This window comes from Chitinimonas lacunae (genome assembly GCF_042650885.1).
Lineage (GTDB): Bacteria > Pseudomonadota > Gammaproteobacteria > Burkholderiales > Chitinimonadaceae > Chitinimonas_A > Chitinimonas_A lacunae.
Genome location: NZ_JBHSBU010000001.1, coordinates 2,229,467 through 2,251,356, shown reverse-complemented (window position 1 = coordinate 2,251,356; position 21,890 = coordinate 2,229,467). Strand labels below are relative to the sequence as shown.

At 61.9% G+C, this 21,890-nt stretch carries 17 protein-coding genes and 4 tRNA genes; 8 read left to right on the top strand and 13 right to left on the bottom strand.

The window, feature by feature from the left end:
• Nucleotides 1–116 precede the first annotated feature (116 nt).
• Nucleotides 117–2,582, bottom strand: a complete 2,466-nt coding sequence (locus tag ACFOW7_RS09260) for an alpha/beta hydrolase family protein (RefSeq protein WP_378163396.1) — start codon at nt 2,580–2,582, stop codon at nt 117–119.
• Between the two features lie 222 nt (nt 2,583–2,804).
• Here ACFOW7_RS09260 and hemB point away from each other — a divergent pair, with 222 nt between their 5' ends.
• Entirely contained in the window at nt 2,805–3,836 is a 1,032-nt protein-coding gene (gene hemB, locus ACFOW7_RS09255) for a porphobilinogen synthase (protein WP_378163394.1), read from the top strand.
• A gap of 318 nt (nt 3,837–4,154) precedes the next feature.
• Here hemB and ssb read toward each other — a convergent pair whose 3' ends face one another.
• Both ssb and ACFOW7_RS09245 read right to left on the bottom strand, forming a co-directional pair.
• Entirely contained in the window at nt 4,155–4,667 is a 513-nt protein-coding gene (gene ssb / locus ACFOW7_RS09250; RefSeq protein WP_378163392.1) for a single-stranded DNA-binding protein, read from the bottom strand.
• Between the two features lie 122 nt (nt 4,668–4,789).
• Nucleotides 4,790–6,154, bottom strand: a complete 1,365-nt coding sequence (locus ACFOW7_RS09245) for an MFS transporter (RefSeq protein ID WP_378163390.1) — start codon at nt 6,152–6,154, stop codon at nt 4,790–4,792.
• Nucleotides 6,155–6,507: 353 nt separating this feature from the next.
• Here ACFOW7_RS09245 and uvrA point away from each other — a divergent pair, with 353 nt between their 5' ends.
• Nucleotides 6,508–9,354 carry an excinuclease ABC subunit UvrA gene (gene uvrA / locus ACFOW7_RS09240; RefSeq protein ID WP_378163387.1) on the top strand — a complete coding sequence of 949 codons (2,847 nt, stop codon included), beginning with the start codon at nt 6,508–6,510 and terminating at the stop codon, nt 9,352–9,354.
• A 64-nt stretch (nt 9,355–9,418) separates the two neighbouring features.
• Nucleotides 9,419–9,910, top strand: a complete 492-nt coding sequence (locus ACFOW7_RS09235) for a hypothetical protein (protein WP_378163385.1) — start codon at nt 9,419–9,421, stop codon at nt 9,908–9,910.
• Between the two features lie 53 nt (nt 9,911–9,963).
• On the opposite strand, the gene ACFOW7_RS09230 is transcribed toward ACFOW7_RS09235, so the two are convergent.
• Nucleotides 9,964–10,272 carry an STAS domain-containing protein gene (locus ACFOW7_RS09230; protein WP_378163383.1) on the bottom strand — a complete coding sequence of 103 codons (309 nt, stop codon included), beginning with the start codon at nt 10,270–10,272 and terminating at the stop codon, nt 9,964–9,966.
• Nucleotides 10,273–10,496: 224 nt separating this feature from the next.
• Here ACFOW7_RS09230 and ACFOW7_RS09225 point away from each other — a divergent pair, with 224 nt between their 5' ends.
• Both ACFOW7_RS09225 and ACFOW7_RS09220 read left to right on the top strand, forming a co-directional pair.
• The gene (locus ACFOW7_RS09225) at nt 10,497–11,693 is read left to right on the top strand and encodes a pyridoxal phosphate-dependent aminotransferase (RefSeq protein WP_378163381.1); all 1,197 of its coding nucleotides are present in this window, start codon (nt 10,497–10,499) and stop codon (nt 11,691–11,693) included.
• A 188-nt stretch (nt 11,694–11,881) separates the two neighbouring features.
• Nucleotides 11,882–12,661, top strand: coding sequence for a ferredoxin--NADP reductase (locus ACFOW7_RS09220; RefSeq protein WP_378163379.1), 780 nt, complete (start codon nt 11,882–11,884; stop codon nt 12,659–12,661).
• A 232-nt stretch (nt 12,662–12,893) separates the two neighbouring features.
• Here ACFOW7_RS09220 and ACFOW7_RS09215 read toward each other — a convergent pair whose 3' ends face one another.
• Nucleotides 12,894–13,553, bottom strand: a complete 660-nt coding sequence (locus tag ACFOW7_RS09215; protein WP_378163377.1) for a hypothetical protein — start codon at nt 13,551–13,553, stop codon at nt 12,894–12,896.
• A 620-nt stretch (nt 13,554–14,173) separates the two neighbouring features.
• Between ACFOW7_RS09215 and nfi the strand changes: the two genes are divergently transcribed.
• Nucleotides 14,174–14,848 carry a deoxyribonuclease V gene (gene nfi / locus ACFOW7_RS09210; protein WP_378163375.1) on the top strand — a complete coding sequence of 225 codons (675 nt, stop codon included), beginning with the start codon at nt 14,174–14,176 and terminating at the stop codon, nt 14,846–14,848.
• Between the two features lie 262 nt (nt 14,849–15,110).
• Here nfi and ACFOW7_RS09205 read toward each other — a convergent pair whose 3' ends face one another.
• From ACFOW7_RS09205 to ACFOW7_RS09180, 6 genes are all read right to left on the bottom strand, one after another.
• Nucleotides 15,111–16,325, bottom strand: a complete 1,215-nt coding sequence (locus ACFOW7_RS09205; RefSeq protein ID WP_378163373.1) for a hypothetical protein — start codon at nt 16,323–16,325, stop codon at nt 15,111–15,113.
• 110 nt (nt 16,326–16,435) lie between these two features.
• A tRNA-Glu gene (locus ACFOW7_RS09200) sits at nt 16,436–16,511 on the bottom strand.
• 39 nt (nt 16,512–16,550) lie between these two features.
• Nucleotides 16,551–16,626: transfer RNA gene (locus ACFOW7_RS09195), tRNA-Ala, on the bottom strand.
• A gap of 62 nt (nt 16,627–16,688) precedes the next feature.
• A tRNA-Glu gene (locus ACFOW7_RS09190) sits at nt 16,689–16,764 on the bottom strand.
• A gap of 39 nt (nt 16,765–16,803) precedes the next feature.
• Nucleotides 16,804–16,879 (bottom strand) — tRNA-Ala (locus ACFOW7_RS09185).
• Between the two features lie 89 nt (nt 16,880–16,968).
• Nucleotides 16,969–17,754, bottom strand: a complete 786-nt coding sequence (locus ACFOW7_RS09180; protein ID WP_378163371.1) for an outer membrane protein assembly factor BamD — start codon at nt 17,752–17,754, stop codon at nt 16,969–16,971.
• Between ACFOW7_RS09180 and rluD the strand changes: the two genes are divergently transcribed.
• Together rluD and pgeF are read left to right on the top strand one after the other, a co-directional pair.
• Nucleotides 17,753–18,751 (top strand): 23S rRNA pseudouridine(1911/1915/1917) synthase RluD, encoded by a 999-nt coding sequence (gene rluD, locus ACFOW7_RS09175; RefSeq protein ID WP_378163369.1) that lies wholly within the window; start codon nt 17,753–17,755, stop codon nt 18,749–18,751. The genes ACFOW7_RS09180 and rluD overlap by 2 nt on opposite strands.
• 108 nt (nt 18,752–18,859) lie before the next feature.
• Nucleotides 18,860–19,609, top strand: a complete 750-nt coding sequence (gene pgeF, locus ACFOW7_RS09170; protein WP_378163367.1) for a peptidoglycan editing factor PgeF — start codon at nt 18,860–18,862, stop codon at nt 19,607–19,609.
• A 97-nt stretch (nt 19,610–19,706) separates the two neighbouring features.
• On the opposite strand, the gene ACFOW7_RS09165 is transcribed toward pgeF, so the two are convergent.
• A complete protein-coding gene (locus tag ACFOW7_RS09165; protein WP_378163365.1) occupies nt 19,707–20,249 on the bottom strand; it encodes a hypothetical protein in 543 nt (180 codons plus the stop codon).
• A gap of 755 nt (nt 20,250–21,004) precedes the next feature.
• Nucleotides 21,005–21,886: a metal ABC transporter substrate-binding protein gene (locus tag ACFOW7_RS09160; RefSeq protein WP_378163363.1), complete on the bottom strand. Its 882-nt coding sequence runs from the start codon at nt 21,884–21,886 to the stop codon at nt 21,005–21,007.
• Nucleotides 21,887–21,890: the final 4 nt, after the last annotated feature.

Below are 21,890 nucleotides of genomic sequence, written 5' to 3'. Positions count from 1 at the left end.
TCGCTTGGACACGATGGACGAGCCTGCAAATAGAATAAATCCCGCCTGGTGTGTGCTAGACACCAGGCGGGATATATTAAAAAAATACCTAAATCTGCCTAATTCTCTGCAATGCCTCAAGCGGGTTTGGCCGGCGGCTGGGCCGTTTCGGACTCACGCGGCTTGGCCTGCTTGAGGTACTGATCGAGCCAGCGGTCCTGTTCCCACAGCATATGCATCACCGACTCGCGTGCGTTATAGCCGTGCAGTTCGCTGGGCAACATCACCAGCCGTGCCGTGGCGCCCAGCCCCTGCAGAGCCTGGAAGAAGCGCTCGCTCTGCACCGGGAAGGTGCCGGGATTGCTGTCGGTCTCGCCATGGATCAGCAACAGCGGGTCCTTGATCTTGTCGGCATGGTTGAACGGCGACATCACCTGATAGGTCGTCTGGGCCTGCCAGAAATTGCGGTCTTCGGCCTGGAAGCCAAACGGGGTCAGCGTGCGGTTATAGGCACCCGAGCGTGCGATGCCGGCGCGGAACAGCCGGGTATGGGCCAGCAGATTGGCGGTCATGAAGGCGCCGTAGCTGTGGCCGCCGATGGCGATCCGGTCGCGGTCGGCCACGCCCAGCCGCACCACTTCATCGACGGCTGCCTTGGCGCTGGCAGTCAGTTGTTCGACATAGGAGTCGTTCGGCTCTTTATTGCCTTCGCCGATGATGGGCATGGTCGGGTCGTCGAGTACGGCATAACCGCGCGCCAGCATCGCTTGCGGGCCCATCACGCTGATCCAGTTGAAGCGGTAGGGCGAGTCGGTGACCTGCGAGGCGGCCTGGGCGGTTTTGAATTCCTGCGGATAGGCCCACATCAGCAAAGGCAGCGGACCATCGCGCTTGGCCTCATAGCCCGGCGGCAGATACAGCGTGCCGGTCAGATCGACCCCGTCGGCGCGTTTATAACGCAGCAACTGTTTCTGCACCCCGACCAGCTGCGGGGTCGGATGGGGGAAGCGGGTCAGCGCCATCGGCGACTTGGCCTGGCCCAGGTGGCGCAGATAGTAGTTGGGCCGCTCCTGGTTCGACTCGCGGCTGGTGACGATGCGCTCGTCGTCGACCATGGCGACGGCGATCTCGTAATGGGGCGCTTCCGAGCGCCACAGCCGGGTGGTTTTATGGCTGCTGATCTCGTAGCGGTCGACAAACGGCCGGTCGCCTTCGGGGCTGGCGCCTTCGCCGCTCAGGAAGAACGATTTGCCGTCGGCCGACAGCCGCACCACCGGCTGACCATATTGATTGCGGGCAAACATCGGATGACCCGGGTCGGCATAGCGGTCCTCGCGCTTGCGCTCGACCAGCAGCTCGGGCGCCTGGGCGGGCCGATCGGGCTGGATGCGCCAGGTGCGGGTATCGCGGCTCTTCCACCAGTCTTCCGTCACCAGGGCCAGCTCGCCGCTGCTCCATTCGACTTCCTGCAAGCGGAAGCCGACTTCGATCAGTTTCTGCGGCGCGGCAGTGAACGGGGCAGCCAGCATGAACAGTGCATCGCGGATCTTGGCTGGACGCGACGGATCGCCTTCGTCCTGCGCTTCGGCCCAGTAGACCGTGGCCGGCGCATCGGCACGCCAGCCGAAGTCGCGCCGGCCGGGCAGCACGGCATCGTTGCCCGGGGGAATCCGCTCGGTCAGCGGCCGCTCGGACAGCGTGACCTGCTTATTGCCGGCCAGATCCCAGATCTCGACCTTCTGCGGGAACAGCCACAGCGGCACCAGGGTGGAATAGGGCCGATGCAGGGTGGTCACCAGCACACGCTGGCCGTCGGGCGAAGGCTGGGCGCCGATAATGCGGGCGTTCGGACCGAAACGTTCGAGCTTGCCATCGAGCGAGACCAGGCCCAGTTGGCTGTCGAGCTGCCATTCGAGCAGGTCGGCGTCGTAGGCGGTCTTGAGCATATCGGGGTAGGTACGCAGCTGCGATACCGGGCCGCCACGGCTTTCCTGGATTTTCGGGCCGGTCGGCACGGTCGGTGCCTGGGGCTGTGGCGGCTGACCTTTGGGCGGCAGTTTCACCAGCAGGCGATGGCTGCTGCCAAGCCAGGCAAAGCCGCCGCTCGACGTGGCGTTGAGCGGCTCATGGAGCAGTCGGCGGGCGCTGGCGCTTTGGGTGTCGACCAGCCACAGCTCGACGCCCTGTTCGCCCCAGTGGCTGAAGGCAAACCAGCGCTCGTCGGCCGACCAGGCATAGTCGGCGATACGCGGTTTGGGCGGCAGGCCGCTGACCACTCGCTCCTGGCCGCTGGCAATATCGATCAGGGTCAGGCGGTCGCCGAAGCTGTAGCGGGTCATCGCCCGCATGGTCGGGTTGAGCCGGATGCCGGCAAGCTTGAGTTCCGGTGCCGCCACTTCGCGGATACCGGGCATGCCGGGCCGGTTGATGATCATCGCCTTGGTGCGCTGACTGCCCAGTGAGAAGCCGGGAGTACGCGGGGCGTCGACCAGCGCCTGCAATTCGGGCGGCGGTAGCTGATAGCCCTGGTCGGCGCTGAAGCCTGAGGTGGCGAGCAGCGCTGCACCAATGGGCGCGAGCAGGAGGCGATGAGTGGGCAACATAGGCTGGAATCTCCCGGACGACTTATTTCGAAATAGCAGAAATCGAATAATGTCTCTTTACGAGTAGATGGCGTCAATGGTCATCGTGCAGCAGCGGGACGAAGGACGGTACTTTGCTGCGATGAGCAAGGCACGCGCCCACCTGCCGCGGCGTGGTGGTCCCAGCTGCTACAATCACGCCCGCCCCTAATTTCGTGCAGCCGAGCTGCGGAAGGATCTGCGATGACCCAATTCGACCCTAGCGTTTTCCAAACCGACCTCTCGACCATGCTGGTCCGGCCGCGTCGGGGCCGGACCAGCCCGTGGATGCGCGATATGGTGGCCGAAGTCGATCTGAGCCCGCGCGATCTGATCCTGCCGGTCTTCGTGCGCGAGTCGCCGTCCCAGGCGCGGGAAACCTCGATGAAGGGCGTGGTGCGCTATACCGTCGCCGAACTCGCCGAGGTGGCACAGGAAGCTCAGGCGCTCGGCATTCCGGCGATTGCGCTGTTTCCGGTGATCGACCCGAGCCGGCGCAGTGAGGATGCCGACTATGCCCGCACCGACGAACTCGCCTGCGAGGCGATTGCCGCCATCAAGGCGGCCCAGGCCAATATCGGAGTGATCACCGATGTGGCCATTGACCGCTATACCAGCCACGGCCAGGACGGTCTGGTGCGCGATGGCCGGATTCTCAACGACGAATCGGTGGCCATCCTGGCTGAAATGGCGCTCGCTCACGCCCGCGCCGGCGCCGATGTGGTGGCACCCTCCGATATGATGGACGGCCGCGTCGGCGCCATCCGCCGCACACTCGATGGCGCGGGTTATCAGCATGTCTCCATCCTCTCCTATACCGCCAAATACGCTTCGCAGTTCTACGGTCCGTTCCGCGATGCGGTGCGCAGCAGCGCCGGCCTGAGCAAGGGCCCCGGTCCCGACGGCAAGAAGACCTATTTCCTCGATGTGCGCAACCGCGAGGAAGCGATCCGCGAAGCCCGGCTCGACGAGCAGGAAGGTGCCGATATCCTGATGGTCAAGCCAGGCGGCCCGTTCCTCGATGTGATCCTGACCCTGAGCCAGAACAGCCATCTGCCGATCTTTGCCTATCAGGTCAGCGGCGAGTACGCCATGTTGCAGATGGCGGCGGAGGCGGGGTGGGCCAACTATGAAGGGCTGCTGCTCGAAACGCTGCTGTCGTTCAAGCGGGCAGGGGCCAAGGGGATCTTTACCTACGGCGCGCTCGATGCGGCGCAGGTGCTGGTGAAGCGCTGAGTGAGGGGACTGCCCCGAAGAGGCAGGAGACGTAAATAACTATCCTTCGATTTCAATGCATCCGGTGCAAAGACTGTATTTGCACTGAGCTTGTTGTAATTGGAGGATAGTTTTTTGCTGCTGTATCCGTCGTTGTTGAACGGTTCGGGCAAGCGCCATAAAAAATCCCGGCAGACTTATCTCTGCCGGGATTTTTTGGCCGTCAGCGCATTGCCGGTTGAATCGGACTCGGTCCTGAAACTCGTTGGAGGCTATGCCTTCGCACCTTCAGGTCCGGACCCGCTGATGCCGAGTTTTCCGGCCATGCGCAGAGGGCGCTCAGAACGGAATATCGTCCTCGAAATCATCAAAGTTCTTGGGCTGGGCTGCCTGACGCGGGGTCGGGGCCGGAGCGGCCTGGCCGCCTTGCTGCATACCGCCGCCGTTACCGCCGCGCGGACCTTCGTCGTAGCGCGGGGTCTGGTCGAAATCGGCGCCGCCCATGCCGCCGCCGGCACGGCCGCCCAGCATCTTCATTTCATCGGCGATGATTTCGGTGGTGTAGCGGTCCTGGTTGGTGTTCTTGTCCTGCCACTTGCGGGTCTGTAGGCGACCTTCGATATAGACCTGGCTGCCTTTTTTCAGATATTGGCCGGCGATTTCAGCCAGGCGCCGATACATCACGATATTGTGCCACTCGGTCTTTTCCTGCATTTGGCCGGAACTTTTATCTTTCCATTTTTCCGTGGTGGCGATGCTGAAATTGGCGACGGCTTCGCCATTGGGCATATAGCGCACTTCCGGATCGCGGCCGAGGTTGCCGATCAGCAGGACTTTATTCAGTGATGCCATGGGTGGGGTTCTCCGTTGATCCTGGGGAGGGGCCGGGGGCCCGCTTCGATAAAGGGTTCGAGGAAACGGGTTGCCACTGCAACCCGTTGGATAAGTAGGTGTGGCCGACGAGGCGTGGCCGACTAGGCGTGGCCGAACAGCAATTGGCGGGCGCCCGCTTCGTCCCAGCCTTCGCGCATCACCTTGAGATAGGCCACGCCTTCTTCGGCGATCACCACGGCTTCCTTGACGCCGTCGAGCGCGGCCAGCTGGCGCGCCAGACCCGGGGCGTCGCCCAGCCGGTCGTCGTCGATATGGTACATCATGGTCCGCACCGGTAACGGTGGACGCAGACCAAGACTCAGGACCAGCCAGATGCCGATCAGTACCGCACACAGCGCATAGACCGGACTGGCGCCACTGTGGTGGTACAGCCATCCGCCGCCGGCCGAGCCGACGAAAAAGCCCAGCGACTGGGTGGTGTTGTAGACCCCCATGGCCGTGCCCTTGGCCTCGGCCGGCGCCAGCTTGGAGATCAGGCTGGGCTGGGTGGCTTCGAGGATATTGAAGGCCACGAAATAGAGCCCGAGCCACAGCACGATAGGTCCGAGGCTGTCGAGGCCACCAGCGCTCATGCCAAGCTGGGCCACCAGCATCAGGGCCACGGCCGCCAGAAAGACCTGCTTGAGCCGATTGCGCGTCTCGCCCACGATGACTGCGGGCACCATCAGCAGGAAACCCATTCCCATCACCGGCAGATAGACTTTCCAGTGCTGGTCGACCGGCAGGCCGGCCGCCTGGGTCAGCGCCAGTGGCATGGTGACGAACATCGCCATCTGGGCGGCATGTAAAGCAAATACGCCGTAGTTCAGGCGCAGTAATTGCGGGTCCTTGAGCACCATGGGCAGGCGCTGCGGATTGGCCTCGGCGTCGGAGTGGAAACTGCTTTTCGACGGGTCGGGAATGATGCGCCAGGTGCCCAGCATGGCAGCCACCGCCAGGGCACCGGTCAGCAGGAAGATGCCGGGCAGGCCCACCCACTGCGCCAGCGGCGGGGCGATGACCAGGGAGGCGGCAAACGTGGCGCCTATCGTGCCGCCGACAATCGCCATGGCCTTGGTGCGATGTTCTTCGCGGGTCAGATCGGCCAGCAGGGCGGTGATCGCGGCGGAAATGGCACCGCTGCCCTGGAGGGCGCGGCCGACGGCGATCCAGATCAGGCTGTCGGCCAGGGCGGCCAGCAGGCTGCCCAGGGCGAACAAGGTCAAGCCCAGATAGATCACCGGTTTGCGGCCGATCCGGTCGGACAGCATTCCCAGCGGCAACTGCAACAGCGCCTGGGTCAGGCCATAGGCGCCGAGCGCCACACCGACCAGCGCATGGTTGTCGCCGCCGGGCAGGGCGCGGGCATAGACCGCAAAGACCGGCAGCACCAGAAACATGCCCAGCATGCGCAGGGCATAAAGGCCGGAGAGGCCGAGACTGGCACGGAGTTCGAGCGGGGACATGGCAGGCCGAGAAAAGCGAAACGCGCGATTTTAGCAGACTGCGCCGTCCATCGCCGGCATGGCCCGGCAAGGCGGCAGCGGCCACGCCCATGTGGCGGGCGCCGGACAGTGGGTCGATTAAAAAATTAAAATAAAAGGTAAAATCGTTGCAAGGCATGTGGCTGTATTTATTAAGTAAATAAAAAATAATCTCCATATGCTGTGCGACGATGTCCAACTGCCTGTCCCGGTCGGCACACGAGTCCGACCAGCGCCGGTTTTTGCAGTATGATGGTGAACAAACGTTAACCGCAACCCGGGTCAGCGCCGGTTCTGTGCCGCAACTGCCCGGTTTCCTTTTTGTCGAGACCGCTATGAGCAGCTACCGTCCCGTCGATCCCAATGCCCTGATCCGCATCCGTGGCGCCCGCACCCACAATCTCAAGAACATCAACCTCGATCTGCCGCGTCATCAACTGATCGTGATCACCGGTTTATCGGGTTCAGGCAAATCCTCGCTGGCCTTCGACACCCTGTATGCCGAAGGCCAGCGTCGCTATGTCGAGTCGCTGTCGGCCTATGCGCGCCAGTTCCTGCAATTGATGGAGAAACCCGACGTGGACCTGATCGAGGGCCTGAGTCCGGCCATTTCGATCGAGCAGAAAGCCACCAGCCACAACCCGCGCTCGACCGTGGGCACCGTTACCGAAATCCATGACTATCTGCGCCTGCTGTTTGCCCGCATCGGCACGCCCTACTGCCCCGACCACGGCCAGGCGCTCGAGTCGCAGACGGTGAGCCAGATGGTGGACCATGTGCTGGCGCTGCCTGAAGACACCCGTCTGATGGTGCTGTCGCCGCTGATCGTCGGGCGCAAGGGCGAGAATGTCGAGCTGTTCGAGGAATTGCGCGCCCAGGGCTTTGTGCGGGTGCGGGTCGATGGCGAAGTATTCGAGATCGATCAGGTGCCCAAGCTCGACAAGAACAAGAAACACACCATCGAAGTGGTGGTGGACAGGCTCAAGGTCCGCGCCGATCTCAAGCAGCGGCTGGCCGAATCGTTTGAAACCGCTTTGCGTCATGCCGATGGCCGCGCCATCGCCGTCGAGATGGAAAGCGGGCGCGAGCACTGGTTCTCGGCCAAGTTCGCCTGTCCGGTGTGCAGCTACAGCCTGCCTGAACTCGAACCCCGGCTGTTCTCGTTCAATAACCCGATGGGCGCCTGCCCCAAGTGCGATGGCCTGGGCGCGATCCAGTTCTTCGACCCGCGCCGGGTGGTGGCGCAGCCTGAACTCAGTCTGGCGGCCGGGGCGGTCAAGGGCTGGGATCAGCGCAACCAGTTCTATTTCCAGATGCTGACCAGTCTTGCCGACCATTACGGTTTCAGCGTCGAGACACCCTGGCGCAACCTGCCCGATGCGGTGCAGAAGTCGGTGCTGTATGGCTCGGGGCGTGAGGCGATCCGTTTCACCTATCTCAACGAGAAGGGCACGCGCTTTGATCGCTCCCATCCGTTCGAGGGCATCATTCCCAATCTGGAGCGGCGCTATCGCGAAACCGATTCGAGCACGGTGCGCGAGGAATTGGCCAAATACCAGAACAACCAGCCCTGCCCGAGCTGCAACGGCGCCCGTCTGCGGCTCGAGGCCCGTCATGTGCGGGTCGGCGGTCGCAGCCTGCACGAGATCAACCAGCTGGCGCTGCGTGATACCAGCCGCTTTTTCACCGAGCTCGAACTGAGCGGCGCCAAGGCGCGCATTGCAGAGAAGATCGTCAAGGAAATCGACGACCGGCTGGGCTTTCTGGTCAATGTCGGACTCGATTACCTGTCGCTGGAGCGTTCGGCCGATACCCTGTCGGGCGGTGAGGCACAGCGGATCCGGCTGGCCAGCCAGATCGGTTCGGGCCTGACCGGGGTGATGTATGTGCTCGACGAGCCGTCGATCGGTCTGCACCAGCGCGATAACGACCGTCTGCTGGCCACGCTGATGCGGCTGCGCGATCTGGGCAATTCGGTGATCGTGGTGGAACACGACGAGGATGCGATCCGTGCCGCCGATTGTCTGGTCGATATGGGTCCAGGAGCGGGCGAGCATGGCGGTGAGGTGCTGGCAGTCGGCACGCCCGAGCAGATCATGGCCGAGGAGCGCTCGATCACCGGCCAATTCCTGTCGGGACGGCGCCGTATCGAGGTACCGGCCAAGCGGCGGGCGCCCGATCCCGAACGCTGGCTGACGCTGAAAGGGGCGCGCGGCAATAACCTCAAGGGGGTCGATCTGGCACTGCCGCTCGGGCTGCTGGTCTGTGTCACTGGCGTATCGGGTTCGGGCAAGAGCACGCTGATCAACGACACCCTCTATCACGCCGTGGCGCGCGCGCTCTACGGCAGCAACGAGGAACCGGCGCCGCACGATGCGGTGGTCGGACTTGAGCAGTTCGACAAGGTCATCAATGTCGACCAAAGCCCGATCGGCCGCACGCCGCGCTCCAACCCAGCTACCTATACCGGGGTGTTCACCCCGATCCGCGAACTGTTTGCCGGCGTGCCGGCGGCACGCGAGCGCGGCTATAGCGCCGGCCGCTTCTCCTTCAACGTCAAGGGCGGCCGCTGCGAGGCCTGTCAGGGCGATGGGGTGATCAAGGTCGAGATGCACTTCCTGCCCGATGTCTATGTGGCGTGCGACGTCTGCCATGGCAAGCGCTACAACCGCGAGACGCTGGAGGTCCAGTACAAGGGACGCAATATCCATGAAGTCCTGGAGATGACGGTCGAGCAGGCCTATGAATTCTTCGAGCCCGTGCCGGCGGTGGCGCGCAAGCTCAAGACACTGATGGATGTGGGCCTGTCCTATATCCGGCTGGGCCAGTCGGCCACCACGCTGTCGGGCGGCGAGGCACAGCGGGTCAAGCTGGCGCTGGAGCTGTCAAAGCGCGATACCGGCCGTACCTTGTATATCCTCGATGAGCCGACCACCGGCCTGCATTTCCATGACATCGATCTGCTGCTGCAGGTGCTGCATCGCCTGCGCGAGCACGGCAATACTGTGGTGGTGATCGAACACAACCTCGATGTGATCAAGACCGCCGACTGGCTGGTCGATCTCGGCCCCGAGGGCGGCGCCGGCGGCGGGCAGATCCTGGCTACCGGTACACCAGAGGATGTTGCGGCAAACCCGGCCAGCCATACCGGCCATTATCTGGCAAAATTGCTGGCGTCATAATCTGCTCGCTTGAATAGTCAGGTTTTGCTAGGCTATTCGCATTTTTCTGTGTAGGGAGTCGACCATGAAGAAATCGCTTTACGCAGCCGCGCTGGGACTGAGCCTGCTGGCCAGCGGCGTATCGGCCCAGGAGATCTGCACCCCGATCACCCCAGCCACCGATCTGTTCTCGATGATGAGCAAGGGCCAGATGTCGGTGACGGGCAATAGCTGTACCGATATCGACTTCAGCACCGGCCAGTTCTCGGCCATGAAGATCGATGGCACGCTGAATTTCAATAATTTCGCCCCGGCCAATGCCGGCGGCTTTACCGCCCATGGTTCGCTCAACTTCGGCATGCAGTTCGATGCCGCGACGTCGAGTGCTTCGCTGACCTATAACGGCGGCCCGGTCGCCTATACCATCCAGGGTCAGAAGTTCAACGTCACCTACAACAACCTGCGCGTGGATGTATCGGTCGGCGCCAGCGTCAACGCGGTCAATTCCTCGGGCTCGGTGATTGTCGACGGCACCGAATTCCCGGCCGGCACCTGGGTGTGGAACTTCCTGTTCTGATTGCCCGGCTACCCAACGAAACGGCCCGCTCTGCGGGCCGTTTTGCTGCCGGTTCAATGGCGGAACTTGAAATGCCGGCCCGCCCCGCTACCTGCCAGCGTCTGTCGGACCGCGTCCCTGCAGTTGATCAGATACATCGACTTGTCAGATAGCGACGCCCGCTCCTGTAGCAGCAGCATCATGCCGATGGCCGAGCTGTCCATGCTGTGTACCTGCTCAAGGTCGATCAGGATTTCCCGCACGGTCGCGTTATCGAGCAATTGCTGCGAGCTGCCGCGAAAAGCGCGATAGAGATTGACGTCAAATTGACCGAGCACGATCAACCGTCCGGTTTCGCCGTGGATCTTGACGATAGGGCCCATAGTGTTTTCCTCCTGAGCAATAAGGGAATGACGCCGCTGCCGACCCTGCCATCTGCAACAAGGGAAAAGTCGACGTAGGGGTGCTATCCGCCAAGGAGGTCGTTGCGACCTTACTTACCATAGGTGATGTCAGGGCTTGGGCAAACGCTCGCTAGTCAAGCGCCGTGCCGGCGAGACGGGGGTATAATGGCGCAGATTTTCTCTGCCGCCCCCAAGGAGCCTCCGTGGAACTCTCGCATCGCGTCCAAGCCATCAAGGAATCGCCCACCCTCGCCATCACCGCCAAGGCGCAACGTCTCAAAGCTGAAGGGCGCGATGTGGTCGCGCTGGCAGCTGGCGAACCGGATTTCGATACCCCCGACCATATCAAGGCGGCGGCTATCGCAGCGATCCAGAACGGTTTCACTAAATACACCCCGGTATCGGGCACGCCCGGCCTCAAGAATGCCGTGATCGCCAAATTCAAGCGCGATCAGGGGCTCGACTACACCGCCAAGCAGATCCTGGTGTCGGTCGGCGGCAAGCAGAGCTTCTACAATCTGTGCCAGGCTTATCTCAATGCCGGCGATGAAGTGATCATTCCGGCGCCGTACTGGGTGTCCTACCCCGATATGGTGATCCTGGCCGAAGGCCGCCCGGTGATCGTCGAGTGCGGGATCGAGCAAGGCTATAAGCTGAGCCCGGCCCAACTCGAAGCGGCCATTACGCCCAAGACCAAGATGCTGGTGATCAACTCGCCGTCCAATCCGACTGGCGCGGTCTACAGCCTCGAAGAACTCAAGGCGCTGGGCGAAGTGCTCAAACGCCATCCGGGCGTGCTGATCGCTTCGGACGATATGTATGAGCATGTGATGCTGGGCGATACCCGTTTCGCCAACATCCTCAATGCCTGCCCCGAGCTGTATCCGCAGACCATCCTGCTCAACGGCGTCTCCAAGGCCTATTCGATGACCGGCTGGCGTATCGGCTACGCGGCAGGTCCGGAGAAGCTGATCAAGGCGATGGAGAATATCCAGTCGCAATCGACCTCCAACCCGACCTCGATCGCCCAGGTAGCGGCCGAAGCCGCGCTTAATGGCCCGCAGCAGGAATGCTTTGCCCCGATGCTCAAGGCTTTCAACGAGCGGCACGAGTTCGTGGTACGCCGCTTCAATGCCACCCGTGGCCTCAAATGCCTGTCGGCCGGCGGTGCCTTCTACGCCTTTGTCGATGCGCGCGAAGCGATCCGCAATCTGTATGAAGAAGGAAAGCTGGCCGAACCGACTGATCTGGCGCTGGGCAACTATCTGCTCGAAGCCCAGGATGTCGCCGTGGTGCCCGGTTCGGCCTTCGGCGCCGAAGGTTATTTCCGGATCAGCTTTGCCACCAGCATGAGCAATCTGGAAAAGGCGCTCGATCGCATCGAGAAAGCGCTGGCCTGAACGGGCTGAAACGGACGCCTGCCCGGGCAGGCGTCCGGTTGCCCTCTTGATTTCATCGAATTCATATGCATATGGCGATAAAGCGGGTGCGTCACCCGCCCAGATCGCGCAAAATCCGTTGCCGTTATGCCTGCCTAGCCCGTGCTTCCCGAAGCGGCGTTTGAAACTCCCCGTCTGTCGAGTCTGCCATGTCCTCAAATTTCGTTACCGAACGTGTTCTGAGCGTCCACCACTGGAACGACACCCTGTTTAGCTTCACCACCACCCGTGACCCCGGCCTGCGTTTCGAGAACGGCCATTTCGTGATGATCGGCCTGGAAGTGCAGGGTCGGCCGCTGATGCGCGCCTATAGCATCGCCAGTGCCAACTACGATGAGCATCTGGAATTCTTCAGCATCAAGGTGCCCAATGGTCCGCTGACCTCGCGCTTGCAGCATCTCCAGGTCGGCGACCCGATCCTGGTCAGCCGCAAGCCCACCGGCACGCTGGTGCTGCATGATCTGAAGCCCGGCCGCCATCTGTTCCTGTTCGGCACCGGCACCGGTCTCGCGCCGTTTATGAGCGTGATCAAGGACCCGGAAACCTACGAACGCTTCGACAAGGTGATTCTGTTCCACGGGGTGCGCTATATCAGCGAACTGGCCTATGCCGACTTCATCACCAAGGAGCTGCCGGAGAACGAATTCTTCGGCGAAGCCGTGCGTGAAAAGCTGATCTACTACCCCAGCGTGACCCGCGAGCCGTTCCGTAACCAGGGCCGGCTGACCGATCTGATCAAGATCGGCAAGCTGTGCAAGGATATCGGCCTGCCGCCGCTCAATCCGGAAACCGACCGCGCCATGTTGTGCGGCAGTCCCAGCATGTTGAAGGAGACCGCCGCCCTGCTCGACGAGCGTGGCTTTAAGGTGTCGCCGCGGGTGGGCGAGCCGGGCGACTATGTGATCGAGCGCGCCTTCGTCGAGAAGTAATGCCTCGCCGGCATCCCGGTCCGTCCCAAGGCAAGCTGCCTTAGCTAAGTGGCGTCATGCACTACGCTGTCCGTCCACGGTTGGGGAGGGATAGCAGGGCGGCTTCGGATCGCTGCTCGGAAGCACATCGGCATTCGCCGGCCGGCAAGGACGATAAAAAACCCGCCTAAGCGGGTTTTTTATTTTTTGTTTTTTTTCTTTCCACTGTCTTGCAGTGGTTTTGCAGATAATTTTATTTCTGTGCGTGTGCCGGTTTCCTGAGTTGCTGGGTCAGCCGTTTGGCCAATTCCAGATGGCGGCTATTCAGGAAATGGTAGCCCGGCCAGCGGGTAACGGCTTCGTTGACCACATGGCCTACCAGCACGTCATGGCGCAGATACGGGCCGCGGCGCGGACCGGTATCCTCGAAATGCACCGACAGCACGGCATCGATCCGGCCTAGGCGCAGCATCTGATAGAGCGCTTCATAGCTCTCAGCCGCTTCGATCCGGGCGGCGTAGCGGGCGGTTTCCTCGGCGGCGTAGATGCCGCGCACCACCCCGACCCGCAGCCGCCCCAGGTCTTCCGGCCGCTCGACCCGTAAGGCGGCATTGGCAGTGATGACCACCACGTTGAAATGGGCTACCACGACGTTGACCCGGACAAAGCGGTCCTGGTATTCAGGCGGAATCGCTACCCGGACCATTTCACCGTCGATCTGGCCGGTGGCGGCATACAGCGTGGCGCGCAGGGGTGGCAGGTCGATAAAGCGCGGGGTGATGCCAAGCGCGCTGTAGGCGGCGGTCAGACGGGTTTCCACCCGGGCCAGGGTGCTCGAGATACGCGGCAGGCCCGGTCGGGCGATAGTCACGGTGTCGAGTGCCCAGGCCCACGACAGCAATCCGAACGCCAACAGCGCGCGTAAGGCAGCACTGCAGGCATGGACTGAAAAACGAAGAAGACGCACCGCTGCACCACCGGCAGTCGATCAAGGGCGAAATTATTACCAGAATAGGCCCGAATAAGCACGATGGTTCAGTAACTTATGATCTACCCATGCGCAGCGGGCCAAGTGGTGAAAGGGCTTTTCAGTGGGCAGTCCAGCGAGACGGCAGGAGGTTTAGTGGAAGCGGCGGACGAGCTGGAAAGCGTGCTGTTCCGTGGCGTCTGTATCCACTCCGCCAGACCCTGGGAGCCGGCGCGGACAGGAGGACATTTCCGTTCAAATCGAGCTCGCCAGCCACGCTGGTTGATCGACCCCAATCTGATGCGCTGTGCCCGGACCCGCTGCCTCCGAGTTTTTCGGACATACGCTAGAGCATTTCCATTTCGATCGGCGTCGCCGCTAAGCCTGGCGGAGCGCTGCACGCTTGCGCTTTGAGGTTCGGCCCCGCTGATGCCGAATTGACTGGAAATGCGCTAGGGCGTCACTTAGCCAAGCGCCCAACCAGCCCAGCAGCTTGCTTGCGGAGCAGGAGGGGACAGGCAGACCTGCCGTAGACCCGACAAGCCTGGTTTTTTTCTGGAGAACTGATGAAACCGGTGATCGACCATCCCTGGCAACTCGATATCGATGCCGCCTGGGCATTGCAGCGCGAGCTGGCAGCCAAGGTGCGCTGTGTTGAGCCTGGACCGATAGCGACCGTGGCAGGGGTCGATGTGGCCTATGCCAAGGATGAGATGGTACTGGTGGCCAGCGTGGTGCTGCTCGATGCGATGACGCTGGAGGTGGTCGAGGCTGCCGAGGCCGAGGCGGCGGTGCAGTTTCCCTATGTGCCGGGTCTGTTTTCGTTTCGTGAGTTGCCGGCGATCATGGCGGCGCTGGAGAAATTATCGCGGCGGCCCGATCTGGTGGTCTGCGACGGGCAGGGCTTGGCCCATCCGCGCCGTTTCGGTCTGGCTTGTCATCTGGGTGTGCTGTACGACCTGCCGACGCTGGGTTGTGCCAAGACGCGGCTGGTGGGCGAGGCGGCCGAGCCGGCATCGGCGCGTGGGTCGGCAAGCGAGCTGGTCGATGGAGAAGCGGTGGTGGGACGGGTATTGCGGACCCAGGATGGGGTGAAACCCGTTGACGTATCGATAGGCCACCGGATAACGCTCGATGCGGCCTGCGACTGGATACTGCGCCTGACACCGCGTTACCGTCTGCCGGAAACCACCCGGCAGGCCGATCAGCGGGTCAGGCGGCGGCTGGCGGCCTTGGGTTAGCGCATTTCCCCTTCAAGCGGCGCGTTGGTTGTGATGCGCTGTGTGCAGATCCGCCGACGCCGAGTTCTTGGGAGGTGAGCTAGCGCCTTTCCAGCCAATTCGGCGGCAGCGTGTCCGGACCTCAAAGCGCAGGCGTACAGTGTTCCACCAGGCTTAGCGGCGATGCTGATCTAAATGGAAATGCGCTAGTCGTTACTTCTGGCCTGTCCCGGCACGTAAATGCTTTCCGCCCAGGCCAAGGTCGACGGCATGAAGCGCTGTCTCACTCTTCGCTGAACGATTCGTGGACGTCTTCAATGGTCTCGTCGATCAGCGCGCTGACCAGTTCATCGAGTGTGCAGTCGGCGGGGCTGGCGTTCAACATCGGGTCGAGATAATCACGACAGAGGGCATCGAAATTGTCCTGGTCGTAATAGATCGAACCGAAGCGGCCGGCTTCGTCGAAGTACAGATAGCTGTGCTGATTGTCGTCGTAATACTGCATCCCGAACACCCGGTACGAGCGGTTCAGCTGCTCGATATCTTCCGAATCGTAGGACTCGTCGATTTCGTCGCGTGAACCCCAGATCCATTTGATGAAGTCGACCAGGCCGCTCGCTTCCAGATCGGCCGGGGCGCGTAGCCAGAAGGCCGACCAGTCTTCGCCGGCCGAGACGGGGCCGACTTCCCGCAGAAAGCTCACCAGTTCGGTGGGCAGGGTCGGGTCGGCCAGCTCAGGCAGCGGGCCGGCGCGTTCGAGTTCGTGGAACGAGGCCCGGGTGGGATCGACTTCGGCCAGGGCGGCAATAAAGGTTTCGTAGCGCACGAGCGCTGCGGCGGCGCTTTCGCCTTCGGGGCCGTGGCGGCTTTTCTCCAGCGGGTCGTCGGCCAGATAGCGCTGGAAATCGGCGTCGTTGATCTGTTCGGCCAGCTCTTCCTCTTCCTGCAAATACGGATTGGCTGCCTGCTGCATGGTTTTGAGCAGCAACCACAATTGGGGCCGCAGGGCAGGCTGGCGCTCGGACAGATCGGCCAGAATCAGTGCCTGGGTGGCCAGAAACAGTGGACGGGAAGGCTCCTCATCGATCGGGGAGCTGATGGTCAGGCTCTGTTCGGCATGCGCCAGTGCTTGTTCGAGCTGCTCATCGTTATCGGCGTGGTGGTAGAGATGGCGCGCCACGGCATGGTGGGCCGCCCGCAGCGTGGTGCGCAGATGCCGATGTTCGGCGACGTAGGGGAAAAGCTGGGAGGGATTGATCCGGGCAATGGCTTCACGGCTGGCGGCGATGCCTTCGTCGTTGCGGCCGAGTTCGAGCAGCAGGTAGCGGCGATAGTCGTAGATCCAGGCCCAGTATTCGATACCCTGTTCGGCCGCTGCAGTCAGGGTGGCGGCGGCGCTGTCGATGGCGCTGAGGGCTTCTTCGAGATCCTGGTCTTCCATGGCGGTATTGGCCACATCCATCCAGTGATCGAACTGCTGTTGCAACAAAGGAGCCATGTGTGAACTTCCGTAGCAGTGGCGAGCTATCGAGCAAGAGCGGTAGATAGGCGTGCTGATTCGGCTGAAGCATAGCAAAACGGCCGCGTTTGCACGCGGCCGTTTTTAAGTGGCGTCCCCACGGGGATTCGAACCCCGGTTATCGCCGTGAAAGGGCGGTGTCCTAGGCCTCTAGACGATGGGGACTTAATCTCGACAACCTGACAATGTCAAATCATCTCAATTTGGTGGAGGTAAACGGGATCGAACCGATGACCTCTTGCATGCCATGCAAGCGCTCTCCCAGCTGAGCTATACCCCCAAATTCCGACATTCCTGACGAATCACTTCGCTCGGTCAAGCCCCTTGTCGGATGGGCTTTGTTGGCGTCCCCACGGGGATTCGAACCCCGGTTATCGCCGTGAAAGGGCGGTGTCCTAGGCCTCTAGACGATGGGGACTTAATCTCGACAACCTGACAATGTCAAATCATCTCAATTTGGTGGAGGTAAACGGGATCGAACCGATGACCTCTTGCATGCCATGCAAGCGCTCTCCCAGCTGAGCTATACCCCCAAACTGCTTCGCTGTTTCGTCGTTCAGCAGCGAAGAGACGCGCATATTAAGGGGCTTTTTCTGGTTTGTAAACCCCTTTTGTAAAATTTCTACCAAAGTTTCCACCAGCTTTCGTCAGCGAAGACGATTTCGGCAGTTAACTTGCTGTTTGGATAGTTCTTTTCCAAAACGCGGCGGCTGTCGTCGCGCAGCTCGTTCATGCCGAGTTTGTCGTAAGCGGCAGACATCATGACCAGCGCCCGCTCGACCCGGTCGGTATGAGAATAGTTCTCCAGCACCACCTTGGCCCGGTTGGCCGCCGCCAGATAGGCGCCGCGCTTATAGTAATAGCGGGCGACATGGAGCTCATGGTCAGCGAGCGCCGTCACCAGAAAGGCCAGGCGGTCACGTGCGTCTTCGGCGTAGCGGCTGTTGGGGAAACGGGTAATCAGATCGCGGAAGGCTTCGAACGACTCGCGGGCGGCGCGCGGGTCGCGTTCCGACAGATCCTGCCGCGAGATCGCTGCAAACAGGGTGCGGTCTTCCAGGAAGTTGATCAGGCCCTTGAGATAGTAGGCGTAGTCCACGCTCGGATGGGCCGGATACTGCTTGATAAAGCGATCGACTGCCGCCAATGCCAGGGTGGGTTCCTGGTCCTTGTAGTTGGCGTAGGCGATTTCCAGTTCGGCTTGCTGGGCATAGCGACCATAAGGGTAACGGGCCGACAGGGCTTCGAACCGCTTGACCGCTGAGGCATAGTTGCCTTCGCTCAGTTCCTGCTGGGCCTCGCGGTACATTTCTTCCGCACTGGCGGTCTTGGGTTCCTCGGGCTTGCCGATGGTGCTGCAACCAGCGAGCAGCAGGCCGGCGACAAGAGCGGGTAAAATACGTGTCATGAACGACCCCATTTTGGAATCCGGTCTAGAAACCGAAGATTATAGCGATTCGGGCGAACGCCTAAACCTCGACATTCCGGCCTCTGCGGCCGGAATTCGTTTTGATGCCGCCCTGGCCAGTCTGTTGACCGACTATTCGCGCAGCCGCTTGGTGCGCTGGATCGAGAGTGGGCGTGTCCTGCTCGACGGTCGGGTGGTCGCGCCCAAGACCAAGGTCTGGGGTGGCGAATCCGTGACGGTCGAGATCGAGACTGATCCGCAGGTCCAGGCTTTTCAGCCCGAGCCGGTCGACTTTCCGGTGATCTACGAGGATGCAAGTCTCGTGGTCATCGACAAGCCGGCGGGCCTGGTGGTTCATCCGGCGGCCGGAAACTGGTCCGGCACCTTACTCAATGGCTTGCTTTACCGCTATCCCGATCTGGCCCAGCTGCCGCGCGCCGGCATTGTGCATCGGCTCGACAAGGACACCAGCGGCCTGATGGTGGTGGCGCGCACGCTGACCGCCCAGACCCATCTGGTGCGCCAACTCCAGGCGCGCAGCGTGACGCGGCTCTATCTGGCGGTGGCGCAGGGACGCCTCAATACCGACGCTACCATCGACCGGCCGATCGGCCGTCATCCGCGCGACCGGCTCAAGATGGCGGTGGTGGAACACGGCAAACCGGCCATCACCCATTACCGCGTGCTGATGCGCTACCGCAACCATACCCTGGTGCAATGCAAGCTCGAAACCGGCCGTACCCATCAGATCCGGGTGCATATGCAGTCAATCGGCCATGCCCTGGCGGCCGATCCGGTCTACGGCGGCCGCCCGCCTGCTGTCACGTCGGCGCTGGCCACTGTGCTGCAACAATTCAACCGGCAGGCCCTGCACGCTGCAGAGTTGGCCTTGCTTCATCCTGACGATGGACGGCTGCTTGGCTGGAAGGCCGAATTGCCGACCGACATGGTGACTTTGCTGGCAGCGTTGCAGGCCGACCTGGAAGCCGAAGATTGAAGTGGTAGAGCCGTATATATGTATTTTTATGTATATACGGCTACTTATCTTGCAGAATTTATTCCTATTTCTTTAATTTCAAGCAGAGGCTTTCCTCAAGGAGAAAACGTGGCACCCGAACCCGGCAAAACTCCCGGATTGCTGCGGCCGGATTGGCCGCTGCCGCCCGGGGTGGGCGCGCTCTATAGCACGCGTGACGGTGGCGTCAGTCTGCCGCCTTATCGAAGTCTGAATCTGGGTGACCATGTCGGTGACGATCCGGCGGCGGTGGCGGCCAATCGGTCCTTGCTGCGTCGGTCCTTGCCGGGCCAGCCGGTCTGGTTGCGGCAGGTCCATGGCCTCGAGGTGATCGATGTGGCCCAGGTGGCGCAGGAGGCTCCTGAAGCCGATGCCGCTGTGGCGTTCGCTCCAGGTCGGGTCTGTGCTGTCCTGACCGCCGATTGTCTGCCTGTGCTGTTTGCCCGGGACGACGGCAGCGCTGTCGGTGCGGCCCATGCAGGTTGGCGTGGCCTGGCCGGGGGAGTACTGGAAGCCACGGTTGAGAAGCTGGGCGGGGCGGCCGGGTTGTCGGCCTGGTTGGGACCGGCGATCGGCCCCGAGGCGTTTGAGGTGGGAGCGGAGGTAAGGGAAGCGTTTCTTGCCCACGATGCGGCGGCTGAAATGGCGTTTCGGCCAACCGGCCTACCGGGCAAATGGTGGGCTGATCTGTATCGATTGGCCCGTCTGCGGCTCGCGGCCCTGGGTGTGGAAAGGGTTTACGGTGGCGGGGCGTGTACCGTCAGTGAGGCTGAACGGTATTTTTCCTATCGTCGTGACGGCCGGACCGGGCGGATGGCCTGTCTGGTGTGGCTGGAATAGCTGAAGATGGCATGGAAAAAGCGCCGGGGCAGAAGCCCAGCGGCGCTTTTTTTATGTCCTGGCGGTGGTGGTCAGCACACCGGCGCCGACGTGGCACTCAACAGGCCAGGCTTTCGTTCTGGCCGTCGTCGCGCCGGTTGGGGCGCAGCGCGCTCATCAGGCTTTGGCCGCCGAGGCTGGCACCGCGCAGGACATCACGGCAGATACGGGCCAGCGTAAAGGCGGCGCCGGTTTCGTCGGCGTGCTCGGCCATGAACTGACGGCAGGCAGCGCCGATGCGGGCGCAAGTCGCGCTGGAGAACTGGCTGATCGCATTGCGGTTCCACAGCAGGCCAGCTTCTTCATAACGGCCGCAGGCGATGGCCAGGCGGCCGGCCTGGAAGACATATTCCTCTTCGCGCTGGCCCCACAAAGCGGCGGCGCGGATGGAACGGTAAGCGCCTTCAAGGTCGCCCTGGCGTTCTTGCAGGGCGGCAAGACGGGCCAGCATTTCGGCGGAGATTTCCTGACTGCGCGACAGGCCGACATCCATATCGACATGCAGTTCGGCCAGTTGGGCGCGGGTGGCGGCAAAGGCGGCTTCCAGATCGCCGTGCTGGGCGACGAAGCCTAAAGCGGTGGGGGCGTGACGGGTTTCCATGGTCGTCTCTGGATACGGCTGACGGTATTCATCATGTCATGCGGCAATGGCGGCGGGCATGTAAGGAATGCCGTCAAAGCCGGGGAATTTTAACTGTTACAGCCAAGCGGGATGAGGAAAGCGACTTCTCAGTTCTTCTTCTTTATCGCCCGGATCGGGGAAGCCCCCCGGGGCGTTTCACTTTATCTAGTTTGGCATCGTTCAGGCGGTAATTCAGCCTCAGCGGATCGTTTTTCTGCCGATCGAACAAAGCGCTTACACGCGGCATTCGTCATCGATCCTGACTGAGGCATCTGCCTTGATTCTGCTGCACGGCCAACCGGTCAAGTGGCGGACCAACTGGACAGTCGGCAGCGACATCAGACCGGTTATTTTACGACGATAAGCCGTTGCCGTGATTACTTTTTTTGGTCTGAGCGCCAAGGGTGAGGGCATGGGCTGGAACCGTTGTCCAGACTGGATCCCAGCGTGGTGAGACAGAGGGTTGTCGAGGTGCTCGGAGGCCAGGAAAACCATCAGAAATCGGTGATGGACAAGGCAGTCGATCAGGGCGAACCGAGGTCCAGATCAGCCTGGCGAGCCGGATGGTGCTGTTTCGCCGGTAGAGCGCTGTCACGGCTTTGTCCGGAGCCGCCGTTAACAGGCAATACGCAACCATGGGCGATTTGGAGAAATCGTTTATTTATTTCTAAAATATGCCGTATTACTTGCGAAAATTTTTCCGGAAAATTTATTTTTGTCTCGAAACCCAGCCCTCAGTTGCGCCGCATCCCCGCAACCAACTGGGAAATATTGTGACGCATCATGGCCAGGTAATCGGGCGCCGGGCCGTTGGCGGTCGACAAGGCGTCGGAGTAGAGCCGGCCGCCTGGGGCGACGCCGGTTTCGCGGCCGATCTGTTCAAGCAGTCGGGGGTTGCTGATGTTTTCGACGAAGACTGCCTGGATGCGCGATTGGCGAATCTGGCGGATCAGCTTGACCACATCCTGGACCGAGGCTTCGCTGTCGGTGCCGCGCCCCTGCGGCGCCTGGAAGCGGATCGCAAAGCGCTGGCCCAGATAGGCAAAGGCGTCGTGGCTGGTGATGACCTGGCGCTTGGCCAGCGGGATGCTGGCCATCTCGGCGTCGGCCCAGCGTTCGAACTCGCTCAGGCGGCGCCGGTAGTCGCCGGCGCGCTGGCGGTAGTAGGTGGCATTGGCCGGATCGGCCTGGGCAAGGCCCGTGGCGATATTGTCGACATAGCGGTGCACATTGGCCGGATTCTGCCAGGCATGCGGATCGGCATGAGGGTGGCCGTGGTGGTCGCCGGCGAGCGGAGTCAAGCCTTGGCTGGCGACGACTTCGATCCCTTTGAAGCGGCTGGCCTGGCGCAGGCGGCCGATCCAGCCTTCAAAGCCCAGGCCGTTGACCACCAGGACGCGTGCCTTGGCTACCGCCTGCACATCGCGCGGGGTCGGCTGGTAGACATGGGCATCGCCATCGGGGCCGACCAGGGTCTTGAGTTCGATATGTTCGCCGCCGACCGCCTGGGTCAGATCGGCAAGCAGACTGAAGCTTGCGACGACCGGCAGCCGTTCGGCCGAGGCGGTCAGGGAGAGCAGAGCGGCGCCCAGGGCGGCCAGCCGGCGTAACAGCATGGAA

Coding starts and splice junctions, on each gene's coding strand:
- hemB (WP_378163394.1), top strand. CDS start 2,805: ATGACCCAATTCGACCCTAGCGTTTTCCAAACCGACCTCTCGACCATG.
- ACFOW7_RS09160 (WP_378163363.1), bottom strand. CDS start 21,886: ATGCTGTTACGCCGGCTGGCCGCCCTGGGCGCCGCTCTGCTCTCCCTG.
- ACFOW7_RS09230 (WP_378163383.1), bottom strand. CDS start 10,272: ATGGGCCCTATCGTCAAGATCCACGGCGAAACCGGACGGTTGATCGTG.
- rluD (WP_378163369.1), top strand. CDS start 17,753: ATGAACGACCCCATTTTGGAATCCGGTCTAGAAACCGAAGATTATAGC.
- ACFOW7_RS09180 (WP_378163371.1), bottom strand. CDS start 17,754: ATGACACGTATTTTACCCGCTCTTGTCGCCGGCCTGCTGCTCGCTGGT.
- ACFOW7_RS09235 (WP_378163385.1), top strand. CDS start 9,419: ATGAAGAAATCGCTTTACGCAGCCGCGCTGGGACTGAGCCTGCTGGCC.
- ACFOW7_RS09165 (WP_378163365.1), bottom strand. CDS start 20,249: ATGGAAACCCGTCACGCCCCCACCGCTTTAGGCTTCGTCGCCCAGCAC.
- ACFOW7_RS09220 (WP_378163379.1), top strand. CDS start 11,882: ATGTCCTCAAATTTCGTTACCGAACGTGTTCTGAGCGTCCACCACTGG.
- ACFOW7_RS09260 (WP_378163396.1), bottom strand. CDS start 2,582: ATGTTGCCCACTCATCGCCTCCTGCTCGCGCCCATTGGTGCAGCGCTG.
- ACFOW7_RS09245 (WP_378163390.1), bottom strand. CDS start 6,154: ATGTCCCCGCTCGAACTCCGTGCCAGTCTCGGCCTCTCCGGCCTTTAT.
- ACFOW7_RS09205 (WP_378163373.1), bottom strand. CDS start 16,325: ATGGCTCCTTTGTTGCAACAGCAGTTCGATCACTGGATGGATGTGGCC.
- ssb (WP_378163392.1), bottom strand. CDS start 4,667: ATGGCATCACTGAATAAAGTCCTGCTGATCGGCAACCTCGGCCGCGAT.
- nfi (WP_378163375.1), top strand. CDS start 14,174: ATGAAACCGGTGATCGACCATCCCTGGCAACTCGATATCGATGCCGCC.
- uvrA (WP_378163387.1), top strand. CDS start 6,508: ATGAGCAGCTACCGTCCCGTCGATCCCAATGCCCTGATCCGCATCCGT.